28 protein-coding genes and 1 pseudogene are annotated in these 25,524 nt (G+C 72.8%); 13 read left to right on the plus strand and 16 right to left on the minus strand.

Annotated elements, in window-relative coordinates:
* Positions 1 to 22: 22 nt before the first annotated feature.
* Positions 23 to 268, minus strand: a pseudogene (locus tag QWU11_RS47460) (UbiD family decarboxylase domain-containing protein); the annotation flags it as partial.
* Between the two features lie 149 nt (positions 269 to 417).
* Between QWU11_RS47460 and QWU11_RS27175 the strand changes: the two are divergent.
* Positions 418 to 1,467, plus strand: coding sequence for a tyrosine-type recombinase/integrase (locus tag QWU11_RS27175; protein WP_290117257.1), 1,050 nt, complete (start codon positions 418 to 420; stop codon positions 1,465 to 1,467).
* A 566-nt stretch (positions 1,468 to 2,033) separates the two neighbouring features.
* Here QWU11_RS27175 and QWU11_RS27180 read toward each other — a convergent pair.
* Together QWU11_RS27180 and QWU11_RS27185 are read right to left on the minus strand one after the other, a co-directional pair.
* Positions 2,034 to 2,660 carry a LysE family translocator gene (locus QWU11_RS27180; RefSeq protein ID WP_290117258.1) on the minus strand — a complete coding sequence of 209 codons (627 nt, stop codon included), beginning with the start codon at positions 2,658 to 2,660 and terminating at the stop codon, positions 2,034 to 2,036.
* 42 nt (positions 2,661 to 2,702) lie between these two features.
* Positions 2,703 to 3,476, minus strand: a complete 774-nt coding sequence (locus QWU11_RS27185; protein WP_290117259.1) for a hypothetical protein — start codon at positions 3,474 to 3,476, stop codon at positions 2,703 to 2,705.
* 141 nt (positions 3,477 to 3,617) lie between these two features.
* Here QWU11_RS27185 and QWU11_RS27190 point away from each other — a divergent pair, with 141 nt between their 5' ends.
* The 3 genes from QWU11_RS27190 to QWU11_RS27200 are packed head-to-tail and all read left to right on the plus strand — an operon-like array spanning position 3,618 to position 6,531.
* Positions 3,618 to 4,622 (plus strand): MoxR family ATPase, encoded by a 1,005-nt coding sequence (locus tag QWU11_RS27190; RefSeq protein WP_290117260.1) that lies wholly within the window; start codon positions 3,618 to 3,620, stop codon positions 4,620 to 4,622.
* Entirely contained in the window at positions 4,619 to 5,587 is a 969-nt protein-coding gene (locus tag QWU11_RS27195) for a DUF58 domain-containing protein (protein ID WP_290117261.1), read from the plus strand. Before QWU11_RS27190 ends, QWU11_RS27195 begins: the two co-directional genes overlap by 4 nt.
* Positions 5,584 to 6,531, plus strand: coding sequence for a VWA domain-containing protein (locus QWU11_RS27200; RefSeq protein WP_290117262.1), 948 nt, complete (start codon positions 5,584 to 5,586; stop codon positions 6,529 to 6,531). Before QWU11_RS27195 ends, QWU11_RS27200 begins: the two co-directional genes overlap by 4 nt.
* A 7-nt stretch (positions 6,532 to 6,538) precedes the next feature.
* Here the strand turns inward: QWU11_RS27200 and QWU11_RS27205 are convergent, their stop codons facing one another.
* A complete protein-coding gene (locus tag QWU11_RS27205) occupies positions 6,539 to 6,988 on the minus strand; it encodes a hypothetical protein (RefSeq protein WP_290117263.1) in 450 nt (149 codons plus the stop codon).
* 123 nt (positions 6,989 to 7,111) lie between these two features.
* On the opposite strand from QWU11_RS27205, the gene QWU11_RS27210 reads away from it, so the two are divergent.
* A complete protein-coding gene (locus QWU11_RS27210) occupies positions 7,112 to 7,750 on the plus strand; it encodes a methyltransferase (protein WP_290117264.1) in 639 nt (212 codons plus the stop codon).
* Positions 7,747 to 8,286 (plus strand): TrmH family RNA methyltransferase, encoded by a 540-nt coding sequence (locus QWU11_RS27215; protein WP_290117265.1) that lies wholly within the window; start codon positions 7,747 to 7,749, stop codon positions 8,284 to 8,286. Before QWU11_RS27210 ends, QWU11_RS27215 begins: the two co-directional genes overlap by 4 nt.
* 16 nt (positions 8,287 to 8,302) lie before the next feature.
* Here the strand turns inward: QWU11_RS27215 and QWU11_RS27220 are convergent, their stop codons facing one another.
* Positions 8,303 to 8,515, minus strand: coding sequence for an EF-hand domain-containing protein (locus QWU11_RS27220; RefSeq protein WP_290117266.1), 213 nt, complete (start codon positions 8,513 to 8,515; stop codon positions 8,303 to 8,305).
* 225 nt (positions 8,516 to 8,740) lie between these two features.
* Between QWU11_RS27220 and QWU11_RS27225 the strand changes: the two genes are divergently transcribed.
* On the plus strand, positions 8,741 to 9,541 hold the full coding sequence (locus QWU11_RS27225; protein ID WP_290117267.1) for a glycerophosphodiester phosphodiesterase: 801 nt from the start codon (positions 8,741 to 8,743) through the stop codon (positions 9,539 to 9,541).
* Positions 9,538 to 10,926, plus strand: a complete 1,389-nt coding sequence (locus tag QWU11_RS27230; RefSeq protein ID WP_290117268.1) for an MFS transporter — start codon at positions 9,538 to 9,540, stop codon at positions 10,924 to 10,926. The genes QWU11_RS27225 and QWU11_RS27230 overlap by 4 nt, the downstream gene beginning before the upstream one ends.
* A gap of 3 nt (positions 10,927 to 10,929) precedes the next feature.
* Here the strand turns inward: QWU11_RS27230 and QWU11_RS27235 are convergent, their stop codons facing one another.
* Positions 10,930 to 11,268 carry a PASTA domain-containing protein gene (locus tag QWU11_RS27235; RefSeq protein WP_290117269.1) on the minus strand — a complete coding sequence of 113 codons (339 nt, stop codon included), beginning with the start codon at positions 11,266 to 11,268 and terminating at the stop codon, positions 10,930 to 10,932.
* Between the two features lie 296 nt (positions 11,269 to 11,564).
* On the opposite strand from QWU11_RS27235, the gene QWU11_RS27240 reads away from it, so the two are divergent.
* Positions 11,565 to 11,909, plus strand: coding sequence for an RNA polymerase-binding protein RbpA (locus QWU11_RS27240; protein ID WP_290117270.1), 345 nt, complete (start codon positions 11,565 to 11,567; stop codon positions 11,907 to 11,909).
* A 69-nt stretch (positions 11,910 to 11,978) separates the two neighbouring features.
* Here QWU11_RS27240 and QWU11_RS27245 read toward each other — a convergent pair whose 3' ends face one another.
* Entirely contained in the window at positions 11,979 to 12,500 is a 522-nt protein-coding gene (locus QWU11_RS27245; RefSeq protein ID WP_290117271.1) for an FxsA family protein, read from the minus strand.
* Positions 12,501 to 12,662: 162 nt separating this feature from the next.
* Between QWU11_RS27245 and QWU11_RS27250 the strand changes: the two genes are divergently transcribed.
* Entirely contained in the window at positions 12,663 to 13,037 is a 375-nt protein-coding gene (locus QWU11_RS27250) for an SRPBCC family protein (RefSeq protein ID WP_290117272.1), read from the plus strand.
* 36 nt (positions 13,038 to 13,073) lie between these two features.
* Here the strand turns inward: QWU11_RS27250 and QWU11_RS27255 are convergent, their stop codons facing one another.
* Positions 13,074 to 13,442 carry a hypothetical protein gene (locus QWU11_RS27255; RefSeq protein ID WP_290117273.1) on the minus strand — a complete coding sequence of 123 codons (369 nt, stop codon included), beginning with the start codon at positions 13,440 to 13,442 and terminating at the stop codon, positions 13,074 to 13,076.
* A 202-nt stretch (positions 13,443 to 13,644) separates the two neighbouring features.
* On the opposite strand from QWU11_RS27255, the gene QWU11_RS27260 reads away from it, so the two are divergent.
* On the plus strand, positions 13,645 to 14,730 hold the full coding sequence (locus tag QWU11_RS27260) for an aromatic ring-hydroxylating dioxygenase subunit alpha (RefSeq protein WP_290117274.1): 1,086 nt from the start codon (positions 13,645 to 13,647) through the stop codon (positions 14,728 to 14,730).
* A complete protein-coding gene (locus QWU11_RS27265; protein WP_290117275.1) occupies positions 14,727 to 15,683 on the plus strand; it encodes a PDR/VanB family oxidoreductase in 957 nt (318 codons plus the stop codon). The genes QWU11_RS27260 and QWU11_RS27265 overlap by 4 nt, the downstream gene beginning before the upstream one ends.
* A 2-nt stretch (positions 15,684 to 15,685) precedes the next feature.
* Here the strand turns inward: QWU11_RS27265 and QWU11_RS27270 are convergent, their stop codons facing one another.
* The 6 genes from QWU11_RS27270 to QWU11_RS27295 all read right to left on the minus strand — a co-directional run bounded on the left by QWU11_RS27270 (position 15,686) and on the right by QWU11_RS27295 (position 22,231).
* On the minus strand, positions 15,686 to 16,438 hold the full coding sequence (locus tag QWU11_RS27270) for a polyprenol monophosphomannose synthase (RefSeq protein WP_290117276.1): 753 nt from the start codon (positions 16,436 to 16,438) through the stop codon (positions 15,686 to 15,688).
* 3 nt (positions 16,439 to 16,441) lie between these two features.
* On the minus strand, positions 16,442 to 18,010 hold the full coding sequence (gene lnt / locus QWU11_RS27275; RefSeq protein WP_290117277.1) for an apolipoprotein N-acyltransferase: 1,569 nt from the start codon (positions 18,008 to 18,010) through the stop codon (positions 16,442 to 16,444).
* 372 nt (positions 18,011 to 18,382) lie between these two features.
* Positions 18,383 to 18,778 (minus strand): hotdog domain-containing protein, encoded by a 396-nt coding sequence (locus QWU11_RS27280; RefSeq protein ID WP_290117278.1) that lies wholly within the window; start codon positions 18,776 to 18,778, stop codon positions 18,383 to 18,385.
* Entirely contained in the window at positions 18,775 to 19,620 is an 846-nt protein-coding gene (locus QWU11_RS27285) for an OAM dimerization domain-containing protein (RefSeq protein WP_290117279.1), read from the minus strand. Before QWU11_RS27285 ends, QWU11_RS27280 begins: the two co-directional genes overlap by 4 nt.
* Complete coding sequence (locus QWU11_RS27290; RefSeq protein WP_290117280.1) at positions 19,617 to 21,209, minus strand: lysine 5,6-aminomutase subunit alpha; 1,593 nt, start codon at positions 21,207 to 21,209, stop codon at positions 19,617 to 19,619. Before QWU11_RS27290 ends, QWU11_RS27285 begins: the two co-directional genes overlap by 4 nt.
* Entirely contained in the window at positions 21,206 to 22,231 is a 1,026-nt protein-coding gene (locus QWU11_RS27295; protein ID WP_290117281.1) for a zinc-binding dehydrogenase, read from the minus strand. The genes QWU11_RS27290 and QWU11_RS27295 overlap by 4 nt, the downstream gene beginning before the upstream one ends.
* Before the next feature lie 127 nt (positions 22,232 to 22,358).
* Between QWU11_RS27295 and QWU11_RS27300 the strand changes: the two genes are divergently transcribed.
* Positions 22,359 to 23,810 (plus strand): lysine 2,3-aminomutase, encoded by a 1,452-nt coding sequence (locus tag QWU11_RS27300; protein ID WP_290117282.1) that lies wholly within the window; start codon positions 22,359 to 22,361, stop codon positions 23,808 to 23,810.
* Here QWU11_RS27300 and QWU11_RS27305 read toward each other — a convergent pair.
* A complete protein-coding gene (locus QWU11_RS27305) occupies positions 23,744 to 23,989 on the minus strand; it encodes a hypothetical protein (RefSeq protein ID WP_290117283.1) in 246 nt (81 codons plus the stop codon). The genes QWU11_RS27300 and QWU11_RS27305 overlap by 67 nt on opposite strands.
* 55 nt (positions 23,990 to 24,044) lie before the next feature.
* Positions 24,045 to 25,517: an aldehyde dehydrogenase (NADP(+)) gene (locus tag QWU11_RS27310; protein ID WP_354670907.1), complete on the minus strand. Its 1,473-nt coding sequence runs from the start codon at positions 25,515 to 25,517 to the stop codon at positions 24,045 to 24,047.
* Positions 25,518 to 25,524 lie beyond the last annotated feature (7 nt).

Genomic DNA, 25,524 nt, shown 5'->3' on the forward strand with positions numbered 1-25,524 from the left:
CGCTACCCCACCGCGCTACCCAACCGACGTAGTCGTACTCCGACACGTCGGCCGGGACCTCGACTCCGGCGGCGACGAGGTAGGCCGGGTGGTGCCCGAGCGAGACCGCGATCGGCGCGCGGCCCTCCGCCGCGAACCAGCGGCGCAGGTGCTGGGCGCCGTGCTTGCCCGCCTCGATGTTCACGCTGGCCGAACGCCCGTCGTCCTGCACCTGCACGCGGTACGCGCGGTGACCGACCGGTCCGGTGTCGGGCCGTTGAGCTCGGACCGCCGCGGTGGTTCACGGCGCTGGATCGCCTGGCCACGTCGATGGCCGGGATCGTTCGGGCCGGTCGTCAGCGGCGCGGGGCGACGGGCTCGGGGGCCGGACTCCTCTGGCGGCGGGTTTTGTCGTAGGGGGGCGATAGCGTCCGGGCAATGCGCCCTGCCGAGGTTCACCGGGTCACCGTCGCGCAGGCGGTCGACCGTTACATCGACATGGTCCGTGCCAAGACCGCCACGGGGGCGCTGTCGCCGGGTACGGCCGAGGTGTACACGCGTGACGTGCACACGTTCGCGCGGCTCGCCGGGGGTGAGCGGGTGCTCGACGACCTGAGCGGGGAGGACGTCGACGACGTTCTGTTGCGGTTCGCGCTCAAGCCGGACGGGCGGCGTGGTGGCCGGCCGCCGGGCGGTGAGGAGGCGGGGGCGCGGCAGAGCGGTGCGTCGCAGGCGCGGTTCCGGCGGTCGGTGTCGGCGTTCTTCCGGTACGCGACGGTCTCCGGGTGGGTGCAGCTCGACCCGATGGCCGCGACGACGGTCGTACCCCGTCAGCGTGGCGGGCTGCGGCCCGAGCGGCGGGCCCTGACGCGGGAGCAGGCCGAGGGGCTGCTCGGTACGGCGCAGAGTCTGGCGTCGGCGGTGCCGGACGGGCGCAGGCGCGCGGACCAGCGGACGGAGCTGCGTGACGCGCTGATCGTTCTGCTGCTGGCGACGGTGGGCCCGCGGGTGTCGGAGCTGACGCGTGCCGATCTGGACCATTTCTACGTCAACGCCGGGGTGCGTTACTGGCGGATCTTCGGCAAGGGCGGGGCGACGCGTGACGTACCACTCCCCCGCGAGGTCGCGCGGGTCCTGGACGCCTATCTGGCCGAGCGCCGTGCCCGTACGGTCGAGACCGGGGCGCTGCTGCTGTCGTGGCGGGGCCGGCGGCTGGCGCGGGGTGACGTGCAGGCGGTGATCGACCGGGTGCTGGCGCGGGTGGACCCGCAGCATCGGCGCGGGGTGACACCGCACGGGCTGCGGCACACGATGGCCACGCACCTGCTCGCCGCGGCGACCGACATGGACGCCGTACGCCGGGTGCTGGGGCACGCGGACCTGTCGACGCTGGGCCGCTACCGCGACGACCTGCCCGGTGAGCTGGAGGCGGCGATGCGCGCTCATCCGCTGCTCGGCGCCCCGGCCGAGTCCCCGGACCCGGGCTGAGCAGATCGACACGGGCCTCGGCCACCGCCCGGTCCGAGCCCTTCCGGTCCGCAGGTCCGCCGTCGGCGGAGGCGATCACGAACCGGGCCCGCGGCCGGTACGAACGGGGCCTGCGCGTGGTATCCGGATCGAGGACGAGCGGACCCGCGACGGCGAGCCGGCGCGAACCGTCTCGAAAGGCCCGTTAGCAGGCGCCCGCGAAACGAGGCGGCAGGCCGAGGTCCTGCGGCCGGTCTTGGCCCGATAGGCGCTCAGGCCGCGCCGTAACGCGTCCCTGACCGAGACCGGGCGTCTGCGCCTGGCGCGTTGTGTCGTCGATGACGGCCGGTCACTACGGCGGGCCGCCGAACGCTTCCCGCACCCCCGCCCGACGGTGGGCCGGCCTCTCCCCCGTCGCCGCTTCTCCCGGGCCGCGTGTCGCCCGTATCGCCGTCTCGTAGCGTACGAGCCGCCGCGATATCCACAACCGTTCTGTGGATAACCCTGGGGGTTTCGCCCGGCCACATCCACACAGTTGGTGATTTATCCACCGCCGATGTGGATCGCCCTGTGGATAACCGAGGGGGTCACCGCGACTCGGCGGCGAGGCGCAGTCCGAGGCCGACCAGGACGACGCCGGAGACCTGTTCGAGGCGCCGCCGTACCGAGGGCCGCCCCAGCGCCCGCCCGGCGCGACCGGCCAGCCAGATCAGGGTGAGGTACCACACCGCGTCGATGAGCGCCCACACCAGTGACAGCGCGACGAGCACCGGCAGGACGCTCGCGCCGGCCGGTACGAACTGGGGGAGGAACGACACCGCGAACACGCCCGCCTTCGGGTTGGCGACGTTGGTGAGCAGCCCGACCCGGAAGGCCCGCCACGCCGAGCCCGTACGCGACGGCGGCTCGTCGAAGGCTACGGCGGCGGGACGGCGGGACCTCCACAGCGCCCGCGCCCCGAGCGTCAGCAGGAACACCGCCCCGGCGATCCGCATCGCGTCGTAGGCGATCGTGGAGGCCAGCAGGAGCGCGGACAGGCCGAGCGCGGCGGCCAGGCCCCACAGCACGACGCCGCACTCGTTGCCGAGCATCGCCGCCACGCCCGCGCGGCGGCCCTCGGTGACCGACTGCCGCACGATGATCGCGGTGCTGGGTCCGGGGACGAGGGCGACGACGGCCGCGGCGCCGACGAAGGCCAGGAGGGTCTGCAGCATCCCCTCATGCTGGCCGCCGCGGCGCCGGCGGGGCAACCGGGTTCAGGGCCGCGAAGGGACCGACGCCGGGTTGATGGTGTCGCCCGGGCCGGTGGGCGACGGGTGCGGCGTCCCGGACGTACGGGAGGGCGTCGGGCGCGGCGAGGACGGCGGGGGCGTGGGCTCCAGCGGCGGCGGCACGCCGGGGATGGTCGTGGGCACCTCGGTCGGCTGCGGAGGGGGCGGATCGGAGGGCTCGCAGGAGAACAGCAGCAGCACGAGCAGGGCCAGGAGCACGAGCAGCGCGGCCAGCGAGGCGACCGCGGCGGCCAGGCCCCTGGTGTCCCCGGCCGGCGCCGGCGCGGCGGGCTGCGGCTCGGGCGTGTGCAGTGCCGGGCCACGCGGCCCGGCCACCCAGTACTGCTGGAAGTTGGGGCCGCCGCGCCGGCGGCCGCCCAGGCCCCAGCCGCGTTCGAGGAGCACCGGCCGCAGGAAGCGATCGGCGCCCGGCCGGCCGTCCTCGTGCAGGGTGGCCACCCACGGGGCGGCGCCGTCGGAGTGCGCCGCGACCACGGGCGCGGGTTCGCCCGGCGCGGACGCGGGCGGGGTGCGCGGGAACGCTCCGACGCGGGGCGCCTCGGCGGCGACGGCGGCGCGGAAGCGGTCGCGGGCCGCCGCGTCTCCGGCGGCGGCGGTGGTCAGCAGGGCGACCTCGACCGTACGGCCCTGCGGGTCGGCGCCGAGGTAGACGATTCCGGCCGCGGACTCGTGGAGGCGGGACTCCAGGCGGAACGGCCCGAGCTCACCCGGATCCCCGAACTGCAGCGGCTTCGGCATGTGCGGCCCTGCCCCTCCCATCAGCTCCGGGGTACCGGCGCGCGACACACTAACAGCCCGACCGCGCAGCGTCCGTTAAGGCCAATCGCATAGGGTCATGCACGTTGGCGCTGCACGGGACCCTGACCTTGAGGGACTACATTGACCATCGCTGTAGGGGACATCGACCAGGCCGCGGCGCTGCTGCAGCAGAGCGTAGCCGAAGTCAAGAAGGTCATCGTCGGCCAGGAGCACATGGTCGAACGCATGGTGATCGCCCTGCTCGCGCGCGGGCACTGCCTTCTCGAGGGCGTTCCCGGCGTCGCCAAGACGCTCGCCGTCGGCACGCTCGCGACGGTCGTCGGGGGGTCGTTCGCCCGGTTGCAGTTCACGCCGGATCTGGTGCCGTCCGACATCGTCGGCACGCGCATCTACCATCCGTCGACGGAGCAGTTCGACGTCGAGCTGGGCCCGGTCTTCGTGAACTTCGTCCTGGCCGATGAGATCAACCGGGCGCCGGCGAAGGTGCAGTCGGCGCTGCTGGAGGTCATGGCGGAGCGGCAGGTGTCGCTGGGCGGCAAGACCCATCCGCTGCCGCGGCCGTTCGTCGTCATCGCGACGCAGAACCCCATCGAGTCCGAGGGCGTCTATCCGCTGCCGGAGGCGCAGCGGGACCGGTTCCTGATGAAGGTGAACGTCGCCTATCCGGGTGCGACCGAGGAGATGCAGATCCTGCAGCGGATGAGCGTCGATCCGCCCGACGCGACCCAGATCCTGCAGCCGGACAGTCTCATCGCGCTGCAGAAGGCCAGCGACGAGATCGCCGTGCACGAGCTGGTCGCCGACTACATCGTGCGGCTGGTGATGGCGACGAGAGAGCCCGAGCAGTATCGCCTGGCCGACCTCAAGGGCGTCATCGACATCGGCGCCAGCCCCCGTGCGACGCTCGGCCTGGTCGCCTCGGCGCGTGCGCTGGCGCTGCTGCGGGGCCGTGACTACGTCCTTCCCGACGACGTGCGCGACGTCGCGATCGACGTGATGTCGCACCGGGTGCTGCTGTCCTTCGACGCGATCGCCGACGGCATCGACCCGGTCGGCATCATCCAGCGGATCCTGGCGGCCGTGCCGCCGCCGCGTGTGGTGTGGAACAGCGAATACGCCTCATGACCGGGCCTGCGAAACGGCCGGGCAAGCTGAGCGACCTGGCGCCCGAGCACTCGCTGAAGCGCCTGGAGCTCGCCGTCACGCGCCGCCTCGACGGGCTGCTGCACGGCGAGCACTTGGGGATGCTGCCGGGTCCGGGCAGCGACTTCGCCGAGGCGCGGCTGTACCAGCCCGGCGAGGACGACGTCCGTCACATGGACTGGGCCGTCACGGCCCGTACGACGGTGCCGCACGTACGTGACCTGATCGCCGACCATGAGCTGGAGACGTGGGCGCTGGTGGACATGTCCTCCAGCATGGACTTCGGCACCGCGAACATGGAGAAGCGCGACCTGGTCGTCGCCGCGCTCGCCGCGATCGGGTTCCTCACCACACGGCTCGGTGACCGCCTGGGGGCCTACATCGTCCACGACGGCGGGCTGCGCCGCTGGCCGGCGCGTACGGGCCGGGCGGCGATGTACGCGCTGTTGCAGGCGCTGCTGGACTCGCCGCGCGGCGAGGGCGGCGGGCAGGGTCCGCCGCTGGCGGAGGCGATCACGAGCCTGGCCCGCAGCCAGTACAAACGGGGTCTGCGCGTGGTCATCTCCGACTTCCTCGACGCCGAGCGGACCCGCGACGGCGAGCCGGCGTGGGAACGGCCGATGCGGCGGCTGGCGGTGCGCCATCAGGTGATCGCGGTCGAGATCATCGATCCGCGTGAGCTGGACCTGCCCGACGTCGGGCCGGTGATGATGACCGATCCGGAGACCGGCGAGGTCCGCGAGATCATCTTGTCCGCGAAGGTACGCGCCGCGTACGCGGCGGCCGCCGCCGAGCAGCGGGCGCGTACGCGCGAGGCGATCCGCGGGTGCGGTGTCCCCCATCTCGTGCTGCGCACCGACCGCGACTGGGTCGGCGACGTGGCGCGGTTCGCGCTGCAGCAGCGCCGTGTCGCCGGCCGGGCCCAACCTCAGGGGAGCCGCGCATGACCTTCCTGTCTCCCGGCCGCCTGTGGCTCCTGGCCATCATCCCGGTGCTGGTCGGCGCGTACCTGCTGATGCAGAACCGCCGCCGTCAGGCCGCGGTGCGGTTCACGAACCTGGCGCTGCTGGCGCAGGTCGCGCCGCGTAAGCCGGGGTGGCGGCGGCACGTCGCCGCGCTGCTGTTCCTGCTGTCGGTCATCTTGATGACCGTCGGGTTCGCGCGGCCGGCCAAGCCGGTCAAGGTACCGCGTGAGCGCGCCACCATCATGGTCGCGATCGACGTGTCGCTGTCGATGAAGGCCACCGACGTGGCGCCGAGCCGGCTGGACGCGGCCAAGTCCGCCGCGAAGAAGTTCGTGCAGGACCTGCCGATCCGTTTCAACGTCGGCCTCGTGAGCTTCTCCGGGAGCGCCTCGGCGGTGGTCGCGCCGACCTTCGACCGCGAGGCGATCGGGCACGCCATCGACGGGCTGCAGCTCGGCAAGGGCACCGCGATCGGCGAGGCGGTCTTCACCTCGATCCAGTCGATCCGCTCCTTCGACGCCCGCGCGAACGAGGATCCCCCGCCCGCGCACATCGTGCTGCTGTCCGACGGCGACAACCAGAGCGGCCGGTCGGTCATGGAGGCCGCCGACGCCGCCCGCGCGGCGAAGGTCCCGGTCTCCACGATCGCCTTCGGCACCCCGTACGGCGTCGTCGACATCGACGGTGAGACCGTCCCGGTGCAGGTCAACAAGGCGACGCTGCGCGGCCTGGCCGAGGACACCTCCGGCAAGGCGTACGAGGCGCAGGCCGGTTCGGAGCTGTCGGAGGTCTACCGCCACATCGGCAGCTCGCTGGGGTACCGCATCGAACGCCAGGAGGCGGCCTCGCAGTACATCCTCGTCGCGCTGCTGTTCGCCCTGGCCGCCGGCGGCCTGTCCCTGGTGTGGTTCCAGCGGCTGCCCTGACGGCCGCTCAGCGGCGCGAGGCGGGGCGTACGCCGCGGGAGACGTACCCGATGATCGCGATGAGGAGCAGCACGCCGAGGCCGTCGCTGAGGCCCTCCCACAGGCTGCCGAACGGCCCGTCGCCGCTGAACAGCAGGAATGAGGCGAACACCGTCGCCGCCGTCCCGGCCCCGGGCACCAGGGCGTAGGACCACGGGTGCTGCTGCGCCCACGCCCGCGTACGGTCATGGCCGCGGCGCAGCAGCGCGCCGCCGGCGCCGATGAGGAAGAACACCGCGAGGCCGAAGGACAGCGGCCCGGCCACGGTCAGGTGACCGCCCAGCACGTGCAGGGCCAGGTCGAGCCCGCCCGCCACCGCTCCCCCGGCAAGCGCGGCCGGCCAGGGCCCCTGTGAGGCCGCTCCCACCGCGATCCAGGTCGAGTCCGAGCGGCGCGGCACATCCGGTTCATACGTCATATCTTGATGATGCGGGTACGGGGGCGCGAACGCCATCAGGGATTCCCCCGAGCCGCCCCTGACGCTACCCCCACCAACTCCGGGTTCCAGGTCGCGCGCCCGGCGCTGGTACGGTCTGCCGACGTGGGGGAGCACTACTTCGCGAAGCGGCCGCAGGCCCAGAGCCGCCCGGGCACCGTCGACCTCGTCCTGCCCGATCTGCACTTCCGGCTGGCGACCGACCGGGGCATGTTCTCCCCCGACCGCGTCGACCTGGGCACACGTGTCCTGCTGGACACCGTGCCGCCACCGCCGGCCACCGGTGACCTGCTCGACCTCGGCTGCGGGTACGGGCCCATCACCCTCACCATGGCGGCTCGATCGCCGCAGGCGATCGTTTGGGGCGTGGACGTCAACGAGCGTGCGCTCGAATGCGGGTGGGCCAACGCCCAGGCCGCCGGCCTTGACAATGTAAGGTTCAGCTTGGACGACGTGATCCCGGCCGGCCTGCGGTTCGCGGCGATCTGGTCCAACCCGCCGATCCGCGTCGGCAAGCCCGCCCTGCACGCGCTGCTCACCACCTGGCTCGCCCGCCTGTCCCCCGGCGGCGTCGCCCACCTCGTCGTGCAGAAGAACCTCGGCTCGGACTCCCTTCAGCGCTGGCTCGGCGAGCGGGGCTGGCCCGCCGAGCGCCTGGCCTCCCGCGCCGGGTACCGCGTCCTGGCCGTCCGCGCCGCCGAGAACACCGGCCAGACCACCGATCAGACCGAAGGAACGCCGTGACCACCGACGCCCGCAGGCAGCTGCGCGCCACCGACGTCAAACGCCTCAACCGCGGCTGGCGGCGCCGTACCGAGAGCCGCCTGGGCCTGCTGGTGGAGTCGGTCACCCAGCCGTTCAACATCGGCTCGATCGTGCGCTCGGCCGCGGCGTTCGGCGTCGACCATCTGTGGCTCGCCGGCAACGCCACTCCCCCGACCCACCCCAACGCCCGCAAGACCGGGCTCGGCACCGAGCGCCTCGTCACCTGGGACCCGGCCGTGCCCGTCACCGAGGCCGCCGACGCCGCCCGCCTGGCCGGGTTCCGCATCATCGCGGTCGAGCTAACGAGCGACGCCGTGCCCCTGCACGAGGCGCCCCTGGACGGCGACGTCTGCCTGGCCGTCGGCGGGGAGGACCACGGCTGCTCCCCCGCTCTCCTCGCCGCCGCCGACGCGGTCGCCTACATCCCCCAGGTCGGGCGGGTCGGCTCCCTCAACGTCGCCGTCGCGACCGCCATCGCCCTCGCCGAGACCCGGCGGCGCGAATGGGCCGGCTGAGCCGCCCCGCCGTGCCTCAGGACCGTGCCATGTAGTCCGAGAACTCCTGCAGCGAGATCTCCCCGTCGCCGTTCTGGTCCATCTGCTTCACGACCCCGGCGGCCGTCTCGTCGGTGATCTCCTCGCCGAGCGCCGACATGAGCTGCTTCAGCTCGGCGGCCGAGATGTGGCCGTCCTTGTTGGCGTCGACGATCTCGAACGTTGCCGCGTAGGTGCTGGCGTCCGCCATGTTCACGAGCCTTCCAGTTCGGAGTCACGGCCCTCGCGGGCCACAGCGGACACACAACCTAGCCCAAAAGCCACATGTCGCACGTGGAGAACGCCAGGTCGCCGCCGGCCGGGGCGACGTGTCGCCGGCCGGTACGGGGCGTGCGGTCACGGCCCGCCGCCTTTACACAGTAAGGTTCGAGCGGCGAATCGCGTTCCGGCGCCGCGAGCCGTCATACTCGGGCACGTGTCACCGGAGTACGCGTTCCTCGACCATCCCGGGCCCATCCCGTTCGCGCACCGCGGCGGTGCGCGCGACGGCCTGGAGAACACCCTCCCCGCCTTCGAGCACGCCGTCGAGCTCGGCTACCGCTACCTGGAGACGGACGTACGCGCCACCGCCGACGGCGTCCTGCTCGCCTTCCACGACCAGGACCTGGAGCGGGTCACCGACCGCCGCGGCGACATCGCGCGCCTGCCCCACTCCGAGGTGTCCCAGGCCCGCGTCGGCGGGCGCGAGCCGATCCCGCTGCTCGAGGACGTCCTCGGCGCCTGGCCCCGGGCCCGCTTCAACATCGACGTCAAGGCCGAGAACGCCATCGTGCCGCTCACCGAGGCGCTGCGCCGGACGAACTCCTGGGACCGGGTGTGCGTCACCTCCTTCTCCTCCCGGCGGCTGCGCGACGTACGCGCCCGCATGCGCGTACTCGCCGGGCGTGAGGTCTGCGCCGCGCTCGGCCCCCGCGGCGTGGCCGCGCTGCGCGCCTGCTCCCTCGCGGGCCGGGCCGCCGCTCCCCTGCGCCCGGCCGCGACCGCGGCGCCGTGCGCCCAGGTGCCCCACCGGCTCGGGCGGGCGCCGTTCGTCACGCCCGCCCTCGTCGCCGCCGCGCACGCCCTCGGGCTGCAGGTCCACGTCTGGACGGTCAACGACGCCGCCGCGATGGGGCACCTGCTCGACCTCGGCGTCGACGGCATCATCACCGACGAGATCGAGACGCTGCGCGAGATCATGAAGGCCCGCGGGCTCTGGGCGACGGCCAGCACATGAGCGAGCCCGCGCGCGTCGAGGAGCGCGCCGCCGGGCCTGCGGACGGCGAGCGGCGCCGCGAGCAGCGCGGCTGGTACTTCTACGACTGGGCCAACTCCGCCTTCTCCACCACCGTCCTGACGGTCTTCCTCGGCCCGTACCTCACCTCCGTCGCCAAGGCCGCCGCGGACGCCGACGGTTTCGTGCACCCCTTCGGGCTCGACGTCCGCGCCAAGGCCGTCTTCCCGTTCGCCGTCACCATCTCCGTCATCGTCCAGGTCGTCCTGCTGCCGGCCACCGGCGCGATCATCGACCACACCGGGCGCAAACGCGGCACGCTCGCCGTCTTCGCCTACATCGGCGCGTTCGCCACCATCGGCATGTACTTCGCCGGCGGCGGCCGCTACCTGCTCGGCGCGGGCCTGCTCATCGTCGGCAACCTGGCCTTCGGCTGCTCCTCGGTCGCGTACAACTCCTTCCTGCCCGACATCGCCACCGCCGACGAACGCGACGCGGTCTCCTCACGCGGCTGGGGCATCGGCTACCTCGGCGGCGGCCTGCTGCTCGTCCTCAACCTCGTCCTGTACCTCCAGCACGACGCCTTCGGGCTGTCGGAGGGCATGGCGGTGCGGATCAGCCTCGCCTCGGCCGGCCTGTGGTGGGCCGCGTTCACGCTCATCCCGCTGCGCCGCCTGCGCGACCGCCACCGCGTCCGTACCGGCGAGTCCGCGCTCGGCGCCGTACGGGCCGGGTTCGCCCAGCTCGGCTCGACCCTGCGGGACCTGCGCGGGAGGCCGGTCACGCTGATGTTCCTCATCGCCTACCTGCTCTACAACGACGGCGTGCAGACGGTGATCACCCTGTCGTCCACGTACGCGACCGACGAGCTCGACCTCGGCCAGTCGGTCGTGATCGGCGCGGTGCTGCTCGTGCAGTTCGTGGCGTTCGGCGGGGCGCTGCTGATGGGACGGCTCGCCCAGCGCCACGGCACCAAGCGCGTCATCCTCGTCGCGCTGGTCGCCTGGACGGCCGTGGTGCTGGTGAGCTACACGCTGCAGACCGGGTCGGCCGTGGAGTTCATCCTGCTCGCCGGCGCCATCGGCACGGTCCTGGGCGGCACGCAGGCGCTGTCGCGGTCGCTGTTCTCCCACCTGGTCCCGCGCGAGCGCACCGCGGAGTACTTCGGCTTCTATGAGATCAGCGACAAGGGCACCAGCTGGCTGGGGCCGTTCGTGTTCGCGGTCGCGCTGCAGCTCACCGACAGCTACCGCAGCGCGATCGTCTCGCTCGTGGTGTTCTTCGTCGCCGGTTTCGCCCTCCTGCTCACCGTCGACCTGCCGCGCGGCATCCGCGAGGCCGGCAACCCCCTCCCCGCCGCGCCCGACGGACACCGGGCGGCCCGGTGAGCGCTACTCGCCGATCTTCTTGGAGTACAGCGTGATGACCGTGTCGGGCCGGACGCGGCGGCCCGCCGGCGGGCTCTGCCGCACCACCACCCAGTTCCGGTCCCAGATCAGCAGGCGGCCCCGGCCGGTCGCGTCCTTCTCGCGCAGGTTGTAGAGCCCCGCGGCCTGCATCGTGTTCTGCGCGAGCTGGTGGTTCCTGCCGACGACGGCCGGGACCTTGATCAGCCGTACCCGGGGCCGTGCCGGTGTCGACGCCTGCGGACTCGAGGGCGCCGCCGCGCCGCAACCGGTGAGGGCGAGCGCGGCGAGTGTGGTGAGAGCGATGGTGCGCATGGTGCGCATGACGTGTCCTCCCTTCGTCCCGTGGTGATGAGACGCGGCCGGACGCGTCGCGGACGACCCGGGTCAGCGTTACGTGTCGCCCCGGATACATGCGGCGACGAGCGTACGGTGAGGGCGTCGCGCGTCACCGGAGAGCGCCCGCCACTGCGGGCTCAGGGGGCCGGACACTTTCGGCGATATCGGCGAGATTCCACTGCAAAGACCTGGGGTTGAACGCCGTAGCTTCGGGGAATCTTGTGACGGTATCCAGCGTTGCTCCACTAAGAGAACGCAAGCCGTCTGGGAGGCACGTCACGATGGCCGAGCGCGCACTTCGCGGCACCCGACTCGGAGCCACGAGCTACGAGAACGATCGAAACACCGACCTGGCACCCCGTCAGGAGGTCATGTACGACTGCCCGAAGGGCCACCGGTTCACCGTCATCCTGGCCGCCGAGGCCGAGGTGCCGATGACCTGGGAATGCCGGAGTTGCGGCGCCACGGCCCTGATGGTGGATGGCGAGATGCCGCAGTCCAAGAAGGGCAAACCGCCGCGTACCCACTGGGACATGCTCATGGAACGCCGCTCGATCGAAGACTTGGAGGAAGTCCTCGCCGAGCGCCTCGCGGTGCTTCGCGCCCAGCGCAGAAGGACCGCGTAGCGACCGAACACGCCTTTGACGGGCCGTGCCGCCAAACCCCTCGGCGGCGCGGCCCGCGGCGTTTCACGCTCAGCGCGGATCGCGATCCTCCTCGATCACCTCTCCGCGTACGACGCCAGGGCCGCCCGCGCCCGCCGCAGAGCCCTCCTGCGGGCCTGACCCGTCCCGGGGGCGGGGCGTGCCCCCGAAGCCCTCGAACGAGGCCGCCGCGCGACTCTGCGCGACCCGCACGCGCCGCCCGACGTACGCGGACAGCGCCCACCGTACGGCGGGGCGGGTGAAGGGGAGCACGAACAGGAACCCGAAGACGTCGGTGACGAACCCGGGCGTCAGCAGGAGCACGCCGCCGACGAGCACCAGCGCGGCGTCGGCGAGCTCGCGATCGGGCAGGCCGCCCTTCTGGAACGTCGAGGTCAGCGCCCGCCACGCCCGCCGGCCCTCGCGCCGGACGATCCAGGCGCCGACGAGGCTCTCGATGATCAGCAGCGCCACTGTGGGCCATCCGCCGATGAGGTGCCCGACTTGGAGGATCACGTAGATCTCCAGGATGGGGACCACCAGGAAGGCGATGAGCAGCGAGACCGGAAGCATGGCTCCATTGTGACCCGTGGAAGGCATCGTTTGCGCCCGCGGGCGTCACAGGAGCCGCCACTGTCACGGGACCGCGGTGAGCCGTTCGTCGCCGCGCCGGTCAGGGCCGTCCCCGGGGCCGCACTGGAGTTCCAGGCCCGATCATGAGGAGTCTCCCGGACCATGGCCTCCATCCGCCACGAGATCGTCATCGACGCCTCCCCCGAGCACATCTGGGACGTGCTGCGCGACGTCGGCGCGGTGCACGAGCGCCTGCTGCCCGGCCGGGTCGCCGGAACCCGCCTCGGGGGTGACCAGCGGTTCCTGACCTTTCCCGACGGGCACGTGGTCCGCGAGGTGATCCTCGCGATCGACGACGACGCCCACCGCCTGGCCTACTCCGTCGTCGCGGGCGCCCGTACCGAGCACCACCACGCCTCGTTCGAGGTACACCCGGAGGGCGAGGACGCCGGCCGGCTGATCTGGACCACCGACCTGCTGCCGCACACGCTGGCCGCCAGACCCGGATCCGCGTCGAACGCGGCGCGGCGGAGATGAAGCAGGCGATCGAGGCCTCGGCCGTACGGGAGTCCGTCACGGGACGGCGGTGAACAGCTCGCAGGCGTGGCCGCGGGGGTCGCGGACGTAGACGCCACGGCCACCGCCGAGATGGTCGATCTCACGGTTCCAGCCGTGGCGCGGGCCCGCGCCGTAGGCGATCAGAAGTATGCGATTCTCCGCACCGTCGCCCTCCGGTTCGGCCTCGACCACTCCCGCGCCCGCCGCATGGTCCGCGACGCCTCCGCACGCGACCGCCGCAGCGCGTCGCCGCGCCTCACCGGCGAGGACCGCGCGCCGCTGGAGGGCTCGCGCGCCTGGCAGCGGAGGGCGTTCGCCGAGCCGACCGCCGCCTGCCGCGAACGCCTCGCCGGCGAGCAGGGCGCGTGAACACGGACGCAACATCGTGTAACTCCCCCGTCACATCCGTCGTCCAGAATGACGGCCACGCGCGACGAAGGGAGGCGAGGCGACGGTGTCCACACGGCTGTGCCTCGACCTCCGCCGCGTCTGCCACGTGACCGCCTGGACCCGCGGTCACGTCGCCCACGGTCACTGACGACCGGGACACGTCCCCGTCCCGTTCGCCGACCGTTGGGAGTTCCGCATGTCCATCGACGCCCTCGCACGCCCGCTGCCGTACGCCGGCCGCACCCTGCCACCGCCTCCCCCCGGCTGCACCTTCGATCCCGGCGACTGGCAGATCATCGCCCGGTTCTGGTATCCGATCGCGCTCAGCGCGGACGTGACCGAGCAGCCGCTCGGGGTCACCCTGCTGGACCGGCCGCTGGTCGCCTACCGCTTCGAGGGCCGGGTCGTGGTGGCCGACGACCTGTGCCCGCACCGGGGCATGCGCCTCTCCAAGGGCCGCGCCATCGACGACGGCCGGGGCATCAAGTGCCCGTACCACGGCCTGCGCTTCGCCGCCGCGGGCCGATGCGTCTCCGTCCCCGCTCACCCCGACAGCAAGATCCCGGCCCGGATGAACCTGCGCGCCTACGGCGCCGTCGAGCGGTACGGCCTCGTGTGGACGTGCCTGGCGAGCCTGGCCGGCGACCCCGAGGAGCGGGCCGCGATCCCCCCGGTCCCCCACTGGGACGACGAGGGGTACCAGCGGGTGACCTGCCCGGCCTTCGACGTCGCCGCGTTCGCGGGCCGGCAGGTGGAGGGGTTCCTGGACGTGGCGCACTTCGGCTTCGTCCACGAGGCGACCTTCGGCGACCCCTCCGACGTCGAGGTCCCCCCGTACGAGCCGGTCCCCACCGAGGACGGGTTCGGCGCCGACTACCGGTCGACCGTCGGCAACTACCCGCACGGGAGCCAGGTCGGCGAGCCGGGCTTCCTCTGGCTTCGCCGGTTCCGGCTGCACGTCCCCTTCACCGCCACGCTGGTCGTGCACTTCCCCGGCGGCGGGCGGCTGTCCATCATGAACGCCGCCTCACCGGTCTCCGCGCGGCGAACGCGCATGTTCTCCCCGATCGCGAAGAACTTCGACACCGGCCAGGACCCCCAGGAGGTCCTCGACTTCAACCTGTGGATCTTCGAGGAGGACCGCGCCGTGGTCGAGGCGCAGAAACCGGAGAACCTTCCGCTGGACCCCCGGCTGGAGGTCCACATCCCCGCCGACCGCTCCTCCATCGCCTACCGCCGCGCGCTGCGCGGGCTCGGCCTGAGCCGGTTCTTCACCGCATGACCGCCGCGCTCCTCGACACGGTCGTCCACGCCCAGTCCCGCGCCTCCGACCGCACGCTGCTCCTGGAACTGCGGTCCTCCGGCGGCGGGCCGCTGCCGGCGGCCGAGCCCGGGTCGCACGTCGACGTCCACCTGGAGTCCGGTTCGGGCCCTCTCGTACGGCAGTACTCCCTCCTCGACGTCACCGACCGGAGCCGCTACCTGATCTGCGTCCAGCACGAGCCGGGCGGACGCGGCGGCTCGCGCCACGTCCACGAGCGGCTGCGGGTCGGCGACCGGCTGCGCGTCTCGGCCCCGCGCAACACCTTCCGCCTGGAGGAGGCGCCCCACCACGCCGTCCTGGTGGGCGGCGGCATCGGCGTGACCCCGCTGCTGGCCATGGCCGGGGCGCTGCACGCCCGCGGCGCGTCGTATGAGCTGCACTGCTACGCCCGCGGCGCCATGCCGCTGGCGGAGTACGCCGCGTCCCGGCCGTTCGCCGACCGGGTCCGTGCCCGCTCCAGCGCGGACGGCGACTCGGTACGCGCCGCGCCGCCGGACTGGCGGCTCACGCCGGACGGCGTCGTCTACGCCTGCGGCCCGCCCGGCTTCCTCGACGCGGTGACGCGGCACGCCACCGCCGCGGGCCTGCCCGGCTCCGCCGTACGGACCGAGCGGTTCGGGCCCGCGGAGCCGACCGCCGCCGGCGGGGCGTTCACCGTGGTCGCGGCCTCCACCGGCGAGCGGATGACGGTCGCCGAAGATCAGACGATCGCCGAGGTCCTGGAACGCCACGGGTACGGCGTGGTGCTCTCGTGTGAGCAGGGCATCTGCGGCTCGTGCCTGACCCCGGTGCTGGAGGGCGTCCCCGACCACCGGGACGAGGTCCAGACCCCGGCCGAGCACGCCTCCGGCACCTGGATCAACCCCTGCGTCTCGCGCGCCCTGACGGCCGCGATCACCCTGGAGGTCTGACTTCAGGAGGGGCGGCGGCCGGTCAGGCGGCCGACGCGGTGTTCGAGACCCCACTGGGTGAGCTTGAGGAACGCCTCGACCATGATGTCGCGGCTCATCTTGCTCGCCCCGTGGGTGCGCTCGACGAACGTGATCGGCACCTCGGCGACCCGCAGGCCGCAGCGTACGGTGCGCAGGGTCAGGTCGACCTGGAAGCAGTAACCCTGCGACGTGACGTCCTCGATGCCGATCTTGCTCAGCGTCGTCGCGCGGTAGGCGCGGAAGCCGCCGGTGGAGTCGTGGACGGGGAAGCCCAGCAGCATCCGGGAGTAGGTGTTCGCGCCGCGCGACAGCGCCTCGCGCTTCTTCGGCCAGTTCTCCACCCGGCCGCCGCTGACCCACCGAGACCCGATCACCAGGTCGTTGCCCTCCAGCGCGCTGAGCAGCCGCGGCAGCTCCTCGGGCTGGTGGGAGCCGTCGGCGTCCATCTCCACCAGCACGTCGAAGCCGCGCTCCAGCCCCCAGCCGAACCCGGCGACGTACGCGGCGCCGAGGCCCTCCTTGCCGGTGCGGTGCAGCACGTGCACGTGGTCGTCCGCGGCGGCCAGGCGGTCGGCGATCTCGCCGGTGCCGTCCGGGCTCGCGTCGTCGGCGATGAGGATCTCCGCGTCCGGGACGGACGCGCGGACGCGCGCGACGATGCCCTCGATGTTCTCGCGTTCGTCGTACGTCGGAATGATCACGAGAACCCGCCCGACGTCCTCCGTGGTCTCCACCGGCTAGGTCCCCCTGCTCGTCCGTGTCCTCCAGGCGGCGACCGCCGCCGCCGCGAAACCAAGCAGCGCCAGCACCCATTCCGGGGTGGCGCCGAGATGATCGGAAAGCGTACGCGACGAGCGGAGTGGTACGCGCTCGACCTGCAGTACGGGTGTGAATTCCGCGGAGCGGTCCAGCACCTTTCCGTCCGGGGCGATGATGCCGCTGATCCCGCTCGTCGAGGCCACCACCATCGTGCGGCCGTGCTCGACCGCGCGCAGCCGCGACATCGCGAACTGCTGCGGCGGCAGGCTGGTCCGCCCGAACGTCGCGTTGTTGGTCTGCACGACGAGCAGCGGCGCGTCCGCGACGTCGCGGACGAGGCCGTCGTAGGCGACCTCGAAGCAGATCACGTCGCCGATCCGCACCGGGCCGAGCTGCAGCGACCCGCGCGTCTTGCCCTTGACGAACTCCCCGACCATGTCGAAGCGCGTGATGACCTTCCGCAGGAAGCTCCGGAAGATCGGGATGTACTCCCCGAACGGCAGCGGGTGGCGCTTGACGTAGTAGGCGCCCGGGCCGGTCTTGGGGTCCCACACGATGCCGCGGTTCTCCACGTGCTCGCCGTCGCCGTGGTCGATCACGGCGCCGACCAGGACGGGCACGCCGATGTCACGGACGGCCGCGTCGATGACCTGGCGTGCCTGCGCGTCCTGATAGGGGTCCAGGTCGCTGGAGTTCTCCGGCCAGATCACGATGTCGGGCCGGGCGACCTTGCCCGCGCGCACCTCGCTGGCCAGCAGGTGCGTCTCGCGCGCGTGGTTGTCCAGGACGGCCTCGCGCTGGCCGAGGAAGTCCAGGCCGGCGCGCGGGACGTTGCCCTGCACGACGGCGACCGTCACCTGGCGGCCGGCCGTCGGCCGGGGCACGAGCAGCCCCGCCAGGGCCAGGACGAGGACGCCCGCCAGCAGCAGGGCGACGGTCCGCGTGGCGTGCGCCGCCTCGCGCCGGCCCCAGACCGCCAGCGCGGCGGCGGCCAGCAGCCCGCCGATGAGCGCGGTCACGAAGCTGATCAGGGGCGCGCCGCCGACCGGCGCGAGGCCGGTGAGCGGCGAGGCGGTCTGGCTGAAGGCCAGGCGGCCCCACGGGAAGCCGCCGAAGGGCACCCGGCCGCGGACGAACTCCTCGGTGATCCACAGCGCGGCGGTCCACAGCGGCCAGCCGGGCAGCCGGGTGGCCAGGGCGACACCGGTGCCCAGCAGCGCGAAGTAGAGGGCCTCGAAGACGCTCAGCGCCAGCCACGCGTCGATGCCGACCGGCCGCAGCCCCTCGAACAGGGGGAAGCAGAAGGCCAGGCCGTACAGCAGGCCGAGGCCGGTCGCGCCGCGCCAGGGGCGCTCGCGCAGGATGAGGGCGAGCATCGCCGCCGACAGCGGGGCGAGGGGCCACCAGCCGATCGGCGGGAAGGCCGCGGCGAGCAGGAGGCCGGCGAGGACCGCCAGGCCCGGCCGGCGCAGCCGTGCGGGGATCGATCGCCGCGGTCGGTCATCGGCGACGCCGGGGATCTCCTCGGCGAGCGTCTCCTGCGCCACCAGTGCTCCTCGTCGCGTGGTCCGTTCCTGCGGAACGGTATCGCCTGGCGGGCGCGGAGACGAATGGGGGTCGCCACGGGCCGGGACGGAAGAGAGCCCGGGCGGTCCCTTCGAACCGGACCCGTCTCGTCGGCGGCGAGCGCGTTGGTCCGTTGTCTGATGGGTGCCCAGGCTCTTACCGGGTCTCACCGGTGCCGTCCGGGGTGCTCCCGGCCGGGCGTACGGGTCGTCCTGCGTCTGGCTTCGACGGTGGCGCCGTTGTGCGACGCGTGTCATTCCCCCCGTCGCGGCGCAGGTCCCGCGACGCCCCGGCCGGCCGGCCGGTCATCCTCTGGTGGACGTCTAGGAAACTTACCGGTATGGGCCTTGATGTCAACCCGCTTGGGGAACAACGACGGTCCCCCTGGCCGTGACCACGACGATCGGATCGGCGAGCGCCTCGGCCGCCGAGGCGCTCTTGTCCGGGCGTGACCGGCACACCACCCGCGCCTCGAACGCCAGCGTGCGGCTGCGGCGTCCCACGCGGGTCACGGTCGCGGTCGCCTCCAGCACGTCCCCGGCCCGTACGGGCGCGCGGAACTGCACGTCGTCGTAGGAGGCGAACAGGCCCTCGTCGCCGTCGGTGCGAACGCACACCTCGGTCGCGACGTCGCCGAACAGCCCCAGGACGTACGCGCCGTCCACCAGGTCCCCGCCGTAGTGGGCGTGGGCGTACGGGATGTAGCGGCGGTGGGTCACGGTCAGGCCGGTGCGCGGATCGCCGGTCACGACTGCTCCTCGGGGGTCCAGCTCGGCAGCAGGGCGTGCACCAGGTAGGAGGCGACCTCGCCGGGGGTGGTGCCCTTGCCGAAGATGCGGTCGACGCCGAGCTCGTCCTCGGTCACCGTGTCGAAGCGCGGCCCGCCGACGATGAGCAGCGGGCGGCCCATACCGGGCCCGACCGCTGTCGGATAGGCGTCGTGGAAGGCGGCGGCCATCTGCTTGGTGTTGTGCAGGTGGGCGTTCTTCTGGGTGACGACCTGAGAGACCAGGACGGCGTCGGCGTCGTCGGCCTTGGCGCGCGCGACGAGCTCCTCGACGGTGACCTGGGCGCCCATGTTCACCACCTGGATCTCCCGGTGGTACTCCAGGCCCTTCTCGCCGGCGAAGCCCTTGACGTTGAGGATCGCGTCGATGCCGACGGTGTGGGCGTCGGTGCCGATGCAGGCGCCCACGACGACCATGCGGCGGTTCAGCACGGTGCGGATCGCCAGCTCGATCTCCTTGGCCGGCAGCAGCGGGTACTCCCGGCCCTCGGGGACCTCGATCCCGGCGTAGTCGATCAGGTGGTTCACCTTGCCGTACACGATGAAGAAGGTGAAGTGGGGGCCCATCGGCTTGGCGTGCACGACGCTGGCCGGGTCCAGGCCCATCTGGCGGGCCAGCGCCAGCGCCGCCAGCTCCGCGCGCTTGCCGGCCGGGACCGGCAGCGTGAAGGAGGTCTGCACCATCGCGTCGCCGGTCGTGTCGCCGTACGGGCGGATGATCGAGGGGATGTCCTGGGTCTCCGGGCCGTCACCCGTGGTCGGCCGGCTCGTGGTCTGCCGGCTCGTGATCTGCTGCTCTGTCACCGCTGCACGCTCCCTGCGGGTGTGTGGGCCGTGTGGGGGTCTTCGGTCTCGAGGATGTCCAGGGCGGGCGCGAAGTAGGCGTCGGCGCGCTCGACGACGCCGTCGAGGCCCTTGCCGCCGTCGGCGGGCCGCCGCGTCACCCCGAAGGTGCCCTCGGCGATCGCCGTGAGGAGCGTGTCGTCGCAGACTCGCTCCAGCAGGTCGACGGACTCGGACAGGACCTGTTTGGCGCGCTGGACGACGAGGCCGTCCGGGCGGGGCACGAAGTCCTCGGCGAGGGCTCCGCAGGCGTCGCGTACGTAGCGGACGTTCTCCAGGGCCAGGTCGCGGTCGGACAGCCACGGCGTGTGGATGCCCTCGGTCATCATGCCGATCAAGATGATCGACTGCCCGGTCATCACCCCGGCGAGGTTGAAGAACGCGTCCAGCAGGTAGCCGGCGAACACGTTGCCGGTCATGTGCTTGGTCGGCGGCATGTACTTCAGCGGCGCGCCGGGGAACAGCTCCCGTACGAGCTGGGCGTGGGCCAGTTCGAGCCGGAAGGAGTCGGGGATGGCGGGGTTGATCTCGAAGGCGTGGCCGAGGCCGAGCTGGGAGTCGGCCAGGCCCGCCTCGCGGCCGAACCGCTCGTTGAGAAGCTGGCTGACGATGACGGTGTGCGCGGCGTCGACCGCGTCGGCGGTGGTGAGGTAGTTGTCCTCGCCGGTGTTGATCACGATGCCGGCGCGGGCGTGGACCTGGCGGGAGAACCGCTGGTCGATGAAGGTACGCCGGGGGTTGATGTCGCGGAAGATGATGCCGTACATGCAGTCGTTGAGCATCATGTCCAGGCGTTCGAGACCGGCCAGGACGGCGATCTCGGGCATGCACAGCCCCGAGGCGTAGTTCGTCAGCCGCACGTAGCGGCCCAGTTCCTTGGACACGTCGTCCAGGGCGCCGCGCATGAGGCGGAAGTTCTCCTGCGTGGCGTAGGTGCCGGCGTACCCCTCGCGCGTGGCGCCCTCGGGCACGAAGTCCAGCAGCGACTGCCCGGTGGAGCGGATCACCGCGACGACGTCGGCGCCCTCGCGGGCGGCGGCCTGGGCCTGCGGGATGTCCTCGTAGATGTCGCCGGTCGCGACGATGAGGTAGATCCACGGCTGGGGCGGGTCGCCGATCGCGCGCAGCATCTCCGCGCGCTCGCCGCGGCGGCGGTCGATCCGGCCGATGCCGTCCCGTGCCGCGCTCCGCGCCAGGGCCGCGGCGGCGTCGGCGTCCGCGCCGGAGGGCAGCCGGAAGCTCACCGTGCCGAGCGCGGCGGCCTGGGCCAGCGCGGACAGGTCGGCGTGGGACTCGCGGCGCAGCGCGTCCCAGACGGGCAGCGCGACGCCGTGTTCGAGGCCCACCTGGTCGCGTACGGCGTCGACGAGGTGGTTCACCCAGGGCAGGCCGTCGGAGTCGGCGCCGGCGAGGCCGGCGAGGCGGAGCTGGGCGCGCTCCACCGACACGGTCGTGTGCGTGCGGGCCATCTCGATGACCGGCTCGGCCGCGCGCTCGGCCAGCAGGCGTGCCTTGCGCACGACCTGCGGGTCCAGGTCCAGTTTGCTCATGACGTCTCCACCCGTTCGCTGAAGATCTTCATTACGCCCGGCTCGGTGCGCAGCAGGTCCAGCGCCATCCGCGCGTGACCCGGGGCGTACCCGTTTCCGATCAGCATGGTCACGTCGGCGGCCAGGCCCTCGGCGCCGAGGGCCGCGGCCGAGAACGACGTGGCCATCGAGAAGAACACGACCGTGCCGCCGGCCGCGGTGGCCAGGATCGCGCCGTGCTCACAGCCCTGCACGTCCACGCAGACCACGGTGACATCGGCCCCTTCGCCGCCGACGGCCTCGGCCAGCGCGATCGGGTCGCGGGCGTCGGCGATCACGACGTCGTCGGCGAGCCCGGCGGCGCGCAGCCGCTGCGCCTCCGCCTCGAAGGGGACCACGCCGATGGTGCGCGCGGCCCCGGCGCGGCGGGCGGCGGCCAGGGCGAGTGAGCCGCTCTTGCCGGCGGCGCCGATCACCGCGACGACCGGGGCCGTACGGGCGGCGACGACGCGGTGGGTCAGGGCGGGGGCGCCGCAGACGTCCATGACGGCCAGGCTGAGGGCGGGCGGCAGGTCCTCGGGCAACTCGGCGGCGATCGAGCGGGCGAACAGGATCGCGTGGCCCTCGGCGGGCACCTGCTCGCCCCGGCCGTCCCAGCGGCGCAGGTCGTCCGCGACGTGCAGCGGGGTGAGCGTGAGCGAGACGAGGGTGGCGATCCGCATCCCGGGGCGCAGGCCCAGCGGGGAGGCGGGGCCGGCCTCGTCCACGACGCCGATCAGCATGCCGCCCGAGCCGGTGACCGGGTTGTGCATCTTGCCGCGGCTCTTGATGATCTCCAGGACCTCGGCGCGGATGGCGTCGGGATCGCCGCCGTGCGCGGTGTGCAGCTGCCGGTAGGACGCGGCGTCCAGGTTCAGGCGTTCGAGGCGGACGCGCACCTCGTCCTCCCGGATCCGTGGATCGGGATCGAGGCGCAGGGCCGCCTGCGGCAGCACGCCGGGCGGTTCCAGGACGCGGTGCAGTCCGACCGGAGAGCCGTTCATCCATCTCCTCAGATAGCTCGGGTAGCGTGTGTAGCGGAATATCTGCTGGAGGAACCTAGTTTAGGGAAAGAATTTCCCGTACTGTCCCGCTGATACTGAACATCATCCGCTACTGACGATATTTGGGGTGAAGCTCGTGACCGCTCTCGCCGAAGCCTCGGTGGCCCCTGAGGGCCATCTTCAGCCGTACACGTACCAGCGACGCGAGCTGGTCGAGCCGGACTGGCGGCGCTTTCCCGGCTGGAGTGAGATCACCCAGGCCGAGTGGGAGTCGGCCCAGTGGCAGCGGGCCCACTGCGTGAAGAACGTCCGCCAGCTCAGGCGCGTCATGGGCGACCTGCTCGACGAGGCGTTCTACGCCGACCTCGAACGCGACCAGCGGGAGCGGGCGACCATGTCCATGCTCCTGCCGCCCCAGATGCTCAACACCATGGACACCGCGAGCACCGAGGCGTTCTACGCCGACCCCGTGCGCCGCTACATGCTCCCGGTCTTCAGCGACCGGCGTACCGACTGGCCCTCACACCCGTTCGCCAGCCGTGACTCCCTGCACGAGGCCGAGATGTGGGCGGTGGAGGGACTGACCCACCGCTACCCCACCAAGGTACTCGCCGAGCTGCTGCCGACCTGCCCGCAGTACTGCGGCCACTGCACCCGCATGGACCTCGTCGGCAACTCCACCCCCCAGATCGACAAGCACAAGTTCACGATCAAGCAGCCGGACCGGCTGGAGGAGATGCTCGCCTACCTCGGCCGCACCCCCCAGGTCCGCGACGTGGTCGTGTCCGGCGGCGACGTCGCCAACATGCCCTGGGCCCGCCTGGAGGACTTCGTCGGCCGGCTCCTGGACGTGGAGAACATCCGCGACGTCCGCCTGGCCACCAAGGCCCTCATGGGCCTGCCCCAGCACTGGCTGCAGGACGACGTACGGGCCGGCATGGAGCGCCTGGCCACCAAGGCGCGGCGGCGCGGCGCCCAGCTCGCGATCCACACCCACGTCAACGCGGCCCAGTCGATGACGCCCCTGGTCGCCAGGGCCACCCAGGCCATGCTCGACGCCGGCGTACGCGACGTGCGCAACCAGGGCGTGCTCATGCGCGGCGTCAACCACACCGTCGAGCAGCTCCTGGACCTGTGCTTCGCGCTGCAGGACAACGGCGTGCTGCCCTACTACTTCTACCTGTGCGACATGATCCCCTTCAGCGAGCACTGGCGGCTGTCGCTGGGCGAGGCGCAGCGTCTGCAGCACGGCATCATGGGCTACCTGCCCGGCTTCGCCACCCCGCGGATCGTCTGCGACGTGCCCTACGTCGGCAAGCGCTGGGTGCACCAGGTCGCCGACTACGACACCGCGCGCGGCATCTCGTACTGGACGAAGAACTACCGCACCGGCATCGAGGCCGACGACCCGGAGGCGCTGGAGCGCCAGTACGAGTACTACGACCCGATCCACACCCTCCCCGAGACCGGCCAGGACTGGTGGCGCGACCACGCCGGCGACGACGGTGACGCTCATGGCCGCGACCTCGACGCCGCCGCCGCCAGCCGCGCCGCCTCCGAGGCGATGCGCGACCAGTAGCCCTCCACGGGGAACACCACGCCGATCCGGCCGGCGGAGACCGCACGGCCCGCCGCCGGCCCGGACCGCGCCGCCCGGATGCTGCCGGTCAACATCGCCCGCGAGCTCTCCTGCTCGAAGGAGGGGATCGTGGCGTTCTTCGAGCGGAGGCCCCTCGGCGGGCCGGGAACTGAACCCACGCGGGCCAGGGGACGAGCTCCGCGATGAGCCCGGCCCCCCTGGAGCACGGGCTCCCTACGGCGTGAGGAGCGTGCCGTCCACGCGGCGGGGGATGCCCGGGGGCTCGTCGCGCAGTTCGAGAGGCAGGATCGCCTGCGGGGCGTCCTGCCAGGTCACCGGGCGCAGGAAGCGGCGGATCGCGGACGCGCCCACCGACGTGTGCAGTGCGCTGGTCGTCGCCGGGTACGGGCCGCCGTGGTGCATCGCGTGACCGACCGCGACGCCCGTCGGGTAGCCGTTCCACACCAGGCGGCCCGCCTTCTCCCGCAAGACCGTGACCAGCCGGGCGGGCAGGGCGGTCTCGTCCTCGCCCGCGTGGACCGTCGCGGTCAGGCCGGCCGGCAGAGACGCCAGCGCCCCCAGGAGCTCCTCCTCGCTCTCGTACTCCACCAGGATCGCGGCCGGGCCGAAGCACTCCTCCAGCAGCGGGCCCTCCAGCGCCGGAACCTGTACGGCGAACAGCACCGGTGACAGCGGGTCCGGGCCGGCGGCCACGACCTCCAGCCGGTCCCGGAGCGTCGCCACAACCTGGGAGAACGCCTCACCGATGCCCGCGTTCAGCAGCACCGCCGCGTCCCGCCCGGCGACCAGGCGCGCCAGCTCCTCGCGCAGCGGCGAACCCGCCGGGACGAACGCCAGGCCCGGTTTGGTGCAGAACTGGCCCGCGCCCAGCGTGAAGGACGCCGCGTACCCCTCGGCGATCCCCGCGGCCCGCTCGCGCGCCGCCGCGGGCGTCACCACCAGCGGGTTCAGGCTGCCCATCTCGGCGTAGAACGGGATCGGGTCCGGGCGGGCGTTCGCGGCGTCGAACAGCGCGCGCCCGCCGCGCAGCGACCCGGTGAAGCCGACCGCCCGGATCGCCGGATCGGTCACCAGGCCCAGGCCGGCCGGGCCGCCGTGGACGATGCCGGCCGTGCCCTCCGGCGCGCCCGTCTCCCGTACGGCGGAGGCGAGCAGGTCGAAGCAGAGCTGGGAGGTGGCCGGGTGGGACGGGTGCGCCTTCACCACGACCGGGCAGCCGGCGGCCAGCGCCGAGGCGGTGTCGCCGCCCGGCACCGAGAACGCCAGCGGGAAGTTGCTCGCCCCGAACACCCCGACCGGGCCCAGCGGCACCAGCATGCGGCGCAGGTCCGGGCGCGGGCCCATCGGCGTCGGGCCGGCGTGGTCGATCACGGCCTCGACGTAGGAGCCCTCGTGCAGCACCTCGGCGAAGAACCGCAGCTGGAAGCACGTACGGGTGAGCTCGCCCTGCAGGCGCTGGTCCCCGAGCGCGCTCTCGCGGTCCGCGACCCGTACGACCTCGGGCCGGGCCGCCTCCAGCGCGCCGGCCATCGCCCGCAGCAGGGCGGCGCGGCCGTGGCGGCCCATCGCCTCCAGCCCGGGGAAGGCCGCCGCCGCCAGCGCGCACGCGGCGGCGGTCTCCTCGGCCGTGCTCTCGGCCGCGACGGTCGCGACGACCTCGCCGGTACGTGCGTCGACACTGCTCACCGCGGTC

Origin of the sequence: Actinomadura sp. DC4, from assembly GCF_030406325.1 — a bacterium.
In the GTDB taxonomy this organism is placed as follows: domain Bacteria; phylum Actinomycetota; class Actinomycetes; order Streptosporangiales; family Streptosporangiaceae; genus Actinoallomurus.

What these genes read in the sequence shown, in the direction of transcription:
- QWU11_RS27175 (WP_290117257.1), top strand. Translation starts at nt 418, where the DNA reads ATGCGCCCTGCCGAGGTTCACCGGGTCACCGTCGCGCAGGCGGTCGAC.
- QWU11_RS27180 (WP_290117258.1), bottom strand. Translation starts at nt 2,660, where the DNA reads ATGCTGCAGACCCTCCTGGCCTTCGTCGGCGCCGCGGCCGTCGTCGCC.
- QWU11_RS27185 (WP_290117259.1), bottom strand. Translation starts at nt 3,476, where the DNA reads ATGCCGAAGCCGCTGCAGTTCGGGGATCCGGGTGAGCTCGGGCCGTTC.
- QWU11_RS27195 (WP_290117261.1), top strand. Translation starts at nt 4,619, where the DNA reads ATGACCGGGCCTGCGAAACGGCCGGGCAAGCTGAGCGACCTGGCGCCC.
- QWU11_RS27200 (WP_290117262.1), top strand. Translation starts at nt 5,584, where the DNA reads ATGACCTTCCTGTCTCCCGGCCGCCTGTGGCTCCTGGCCATCATCCCG.
- QWU11_RS27205 (WP_290117263.1), bottom strand. Translation starts at nt 6,988, where the DNA reads ATGACGTATGAACCGGATGTGCCGCGCCGCTCGGACTCGACCTGGATC.
- QWU11_RS27220 (WP_290117266.1), bottom strand. Translation starts at nt 8,515, where the DNA reads ATGGCGGACGCCAGCACCTACGCGGCAACGTTCGAGATCGTCGACGCC.
- QWU11_RS27230 (WP_290117268.1), top strand. Translation starts at nt 9,538, where the DNA reads ATGAGCGAGCCCGCGCGCGTCGAGGAGCGCGCCGCCGGGCCTGCGGAC.
- QWU11_RS27235 (WP_290117269.1), bottom strand. Translation starts at nt 11,268, where the DNA reads ATGCGCACCATGCGCACCATCGCTCTCACCACACTCGCCGCGCTCGCC.
- QWU11_RS27240 (WP_290117270.1), top strand. Translation starts at nt 11,565, where the DNA reads ATGGCCGAGCGCGCACTTCGCGGCACCCGACTCGGAGCCACGAGCTAC.
- QWU11_RS27245 (WP_290117271.1), bottom strand. Translation starts at nt 12,500, where the DNA reads ATGCTTCCGGTCTCGCTGCTCATCGCCTTCCTGGTGGTCCCCATCCTG.
- QWU11_RS27250 (WP_290117272.1), top strand. Translation starts at nt 12,663, where the DNA reads ATGGCCTCCATCCGCCACGAGATCGTCATCGACGCCTCCCCCGAGCAC.
- QWU11_RS27255 (WP_290117273.1), bottom strand. Translation starts at nt 13,442, where the DNA reads ATGTTGCGTCCGTGTTCACGCGCCCTGCTCGCCGGCGAGGCGTTCGCG.
- QWU11_RS27260 (WP_290117274.1), top strand. Translation starts at nt 13,645, where the DNA reads ATGTCCATCGACGCCCTCGCACGCCCGCTGCCGTACGCCGGCCGCACC.
- QWU11_RS27265 (WP_290117275.1), top strand. Translation starts at nt 14,727, where the DNA reads ATGACCGCCGCGCTCCTCGACACGGTCGTCCACGCCCAGTCCCGCGCC.
- QWU11_RS27290 (WP_290117280.1), bottom strand. Translation starts at nt 21,209, where the DNA reads ATGAGCAAACTGGACCTGGACCCGCAGGTCGTGCGCAAGGCACGCCTG.
- QWU11_RS27295 (WP_290117281.1), bottom strand. Translation starts at nt 22,231, where the DNA reads ATGAACGGCTCTCCGGTCGGACTGCACCGCGTCCTGGAACCGCCCGGC.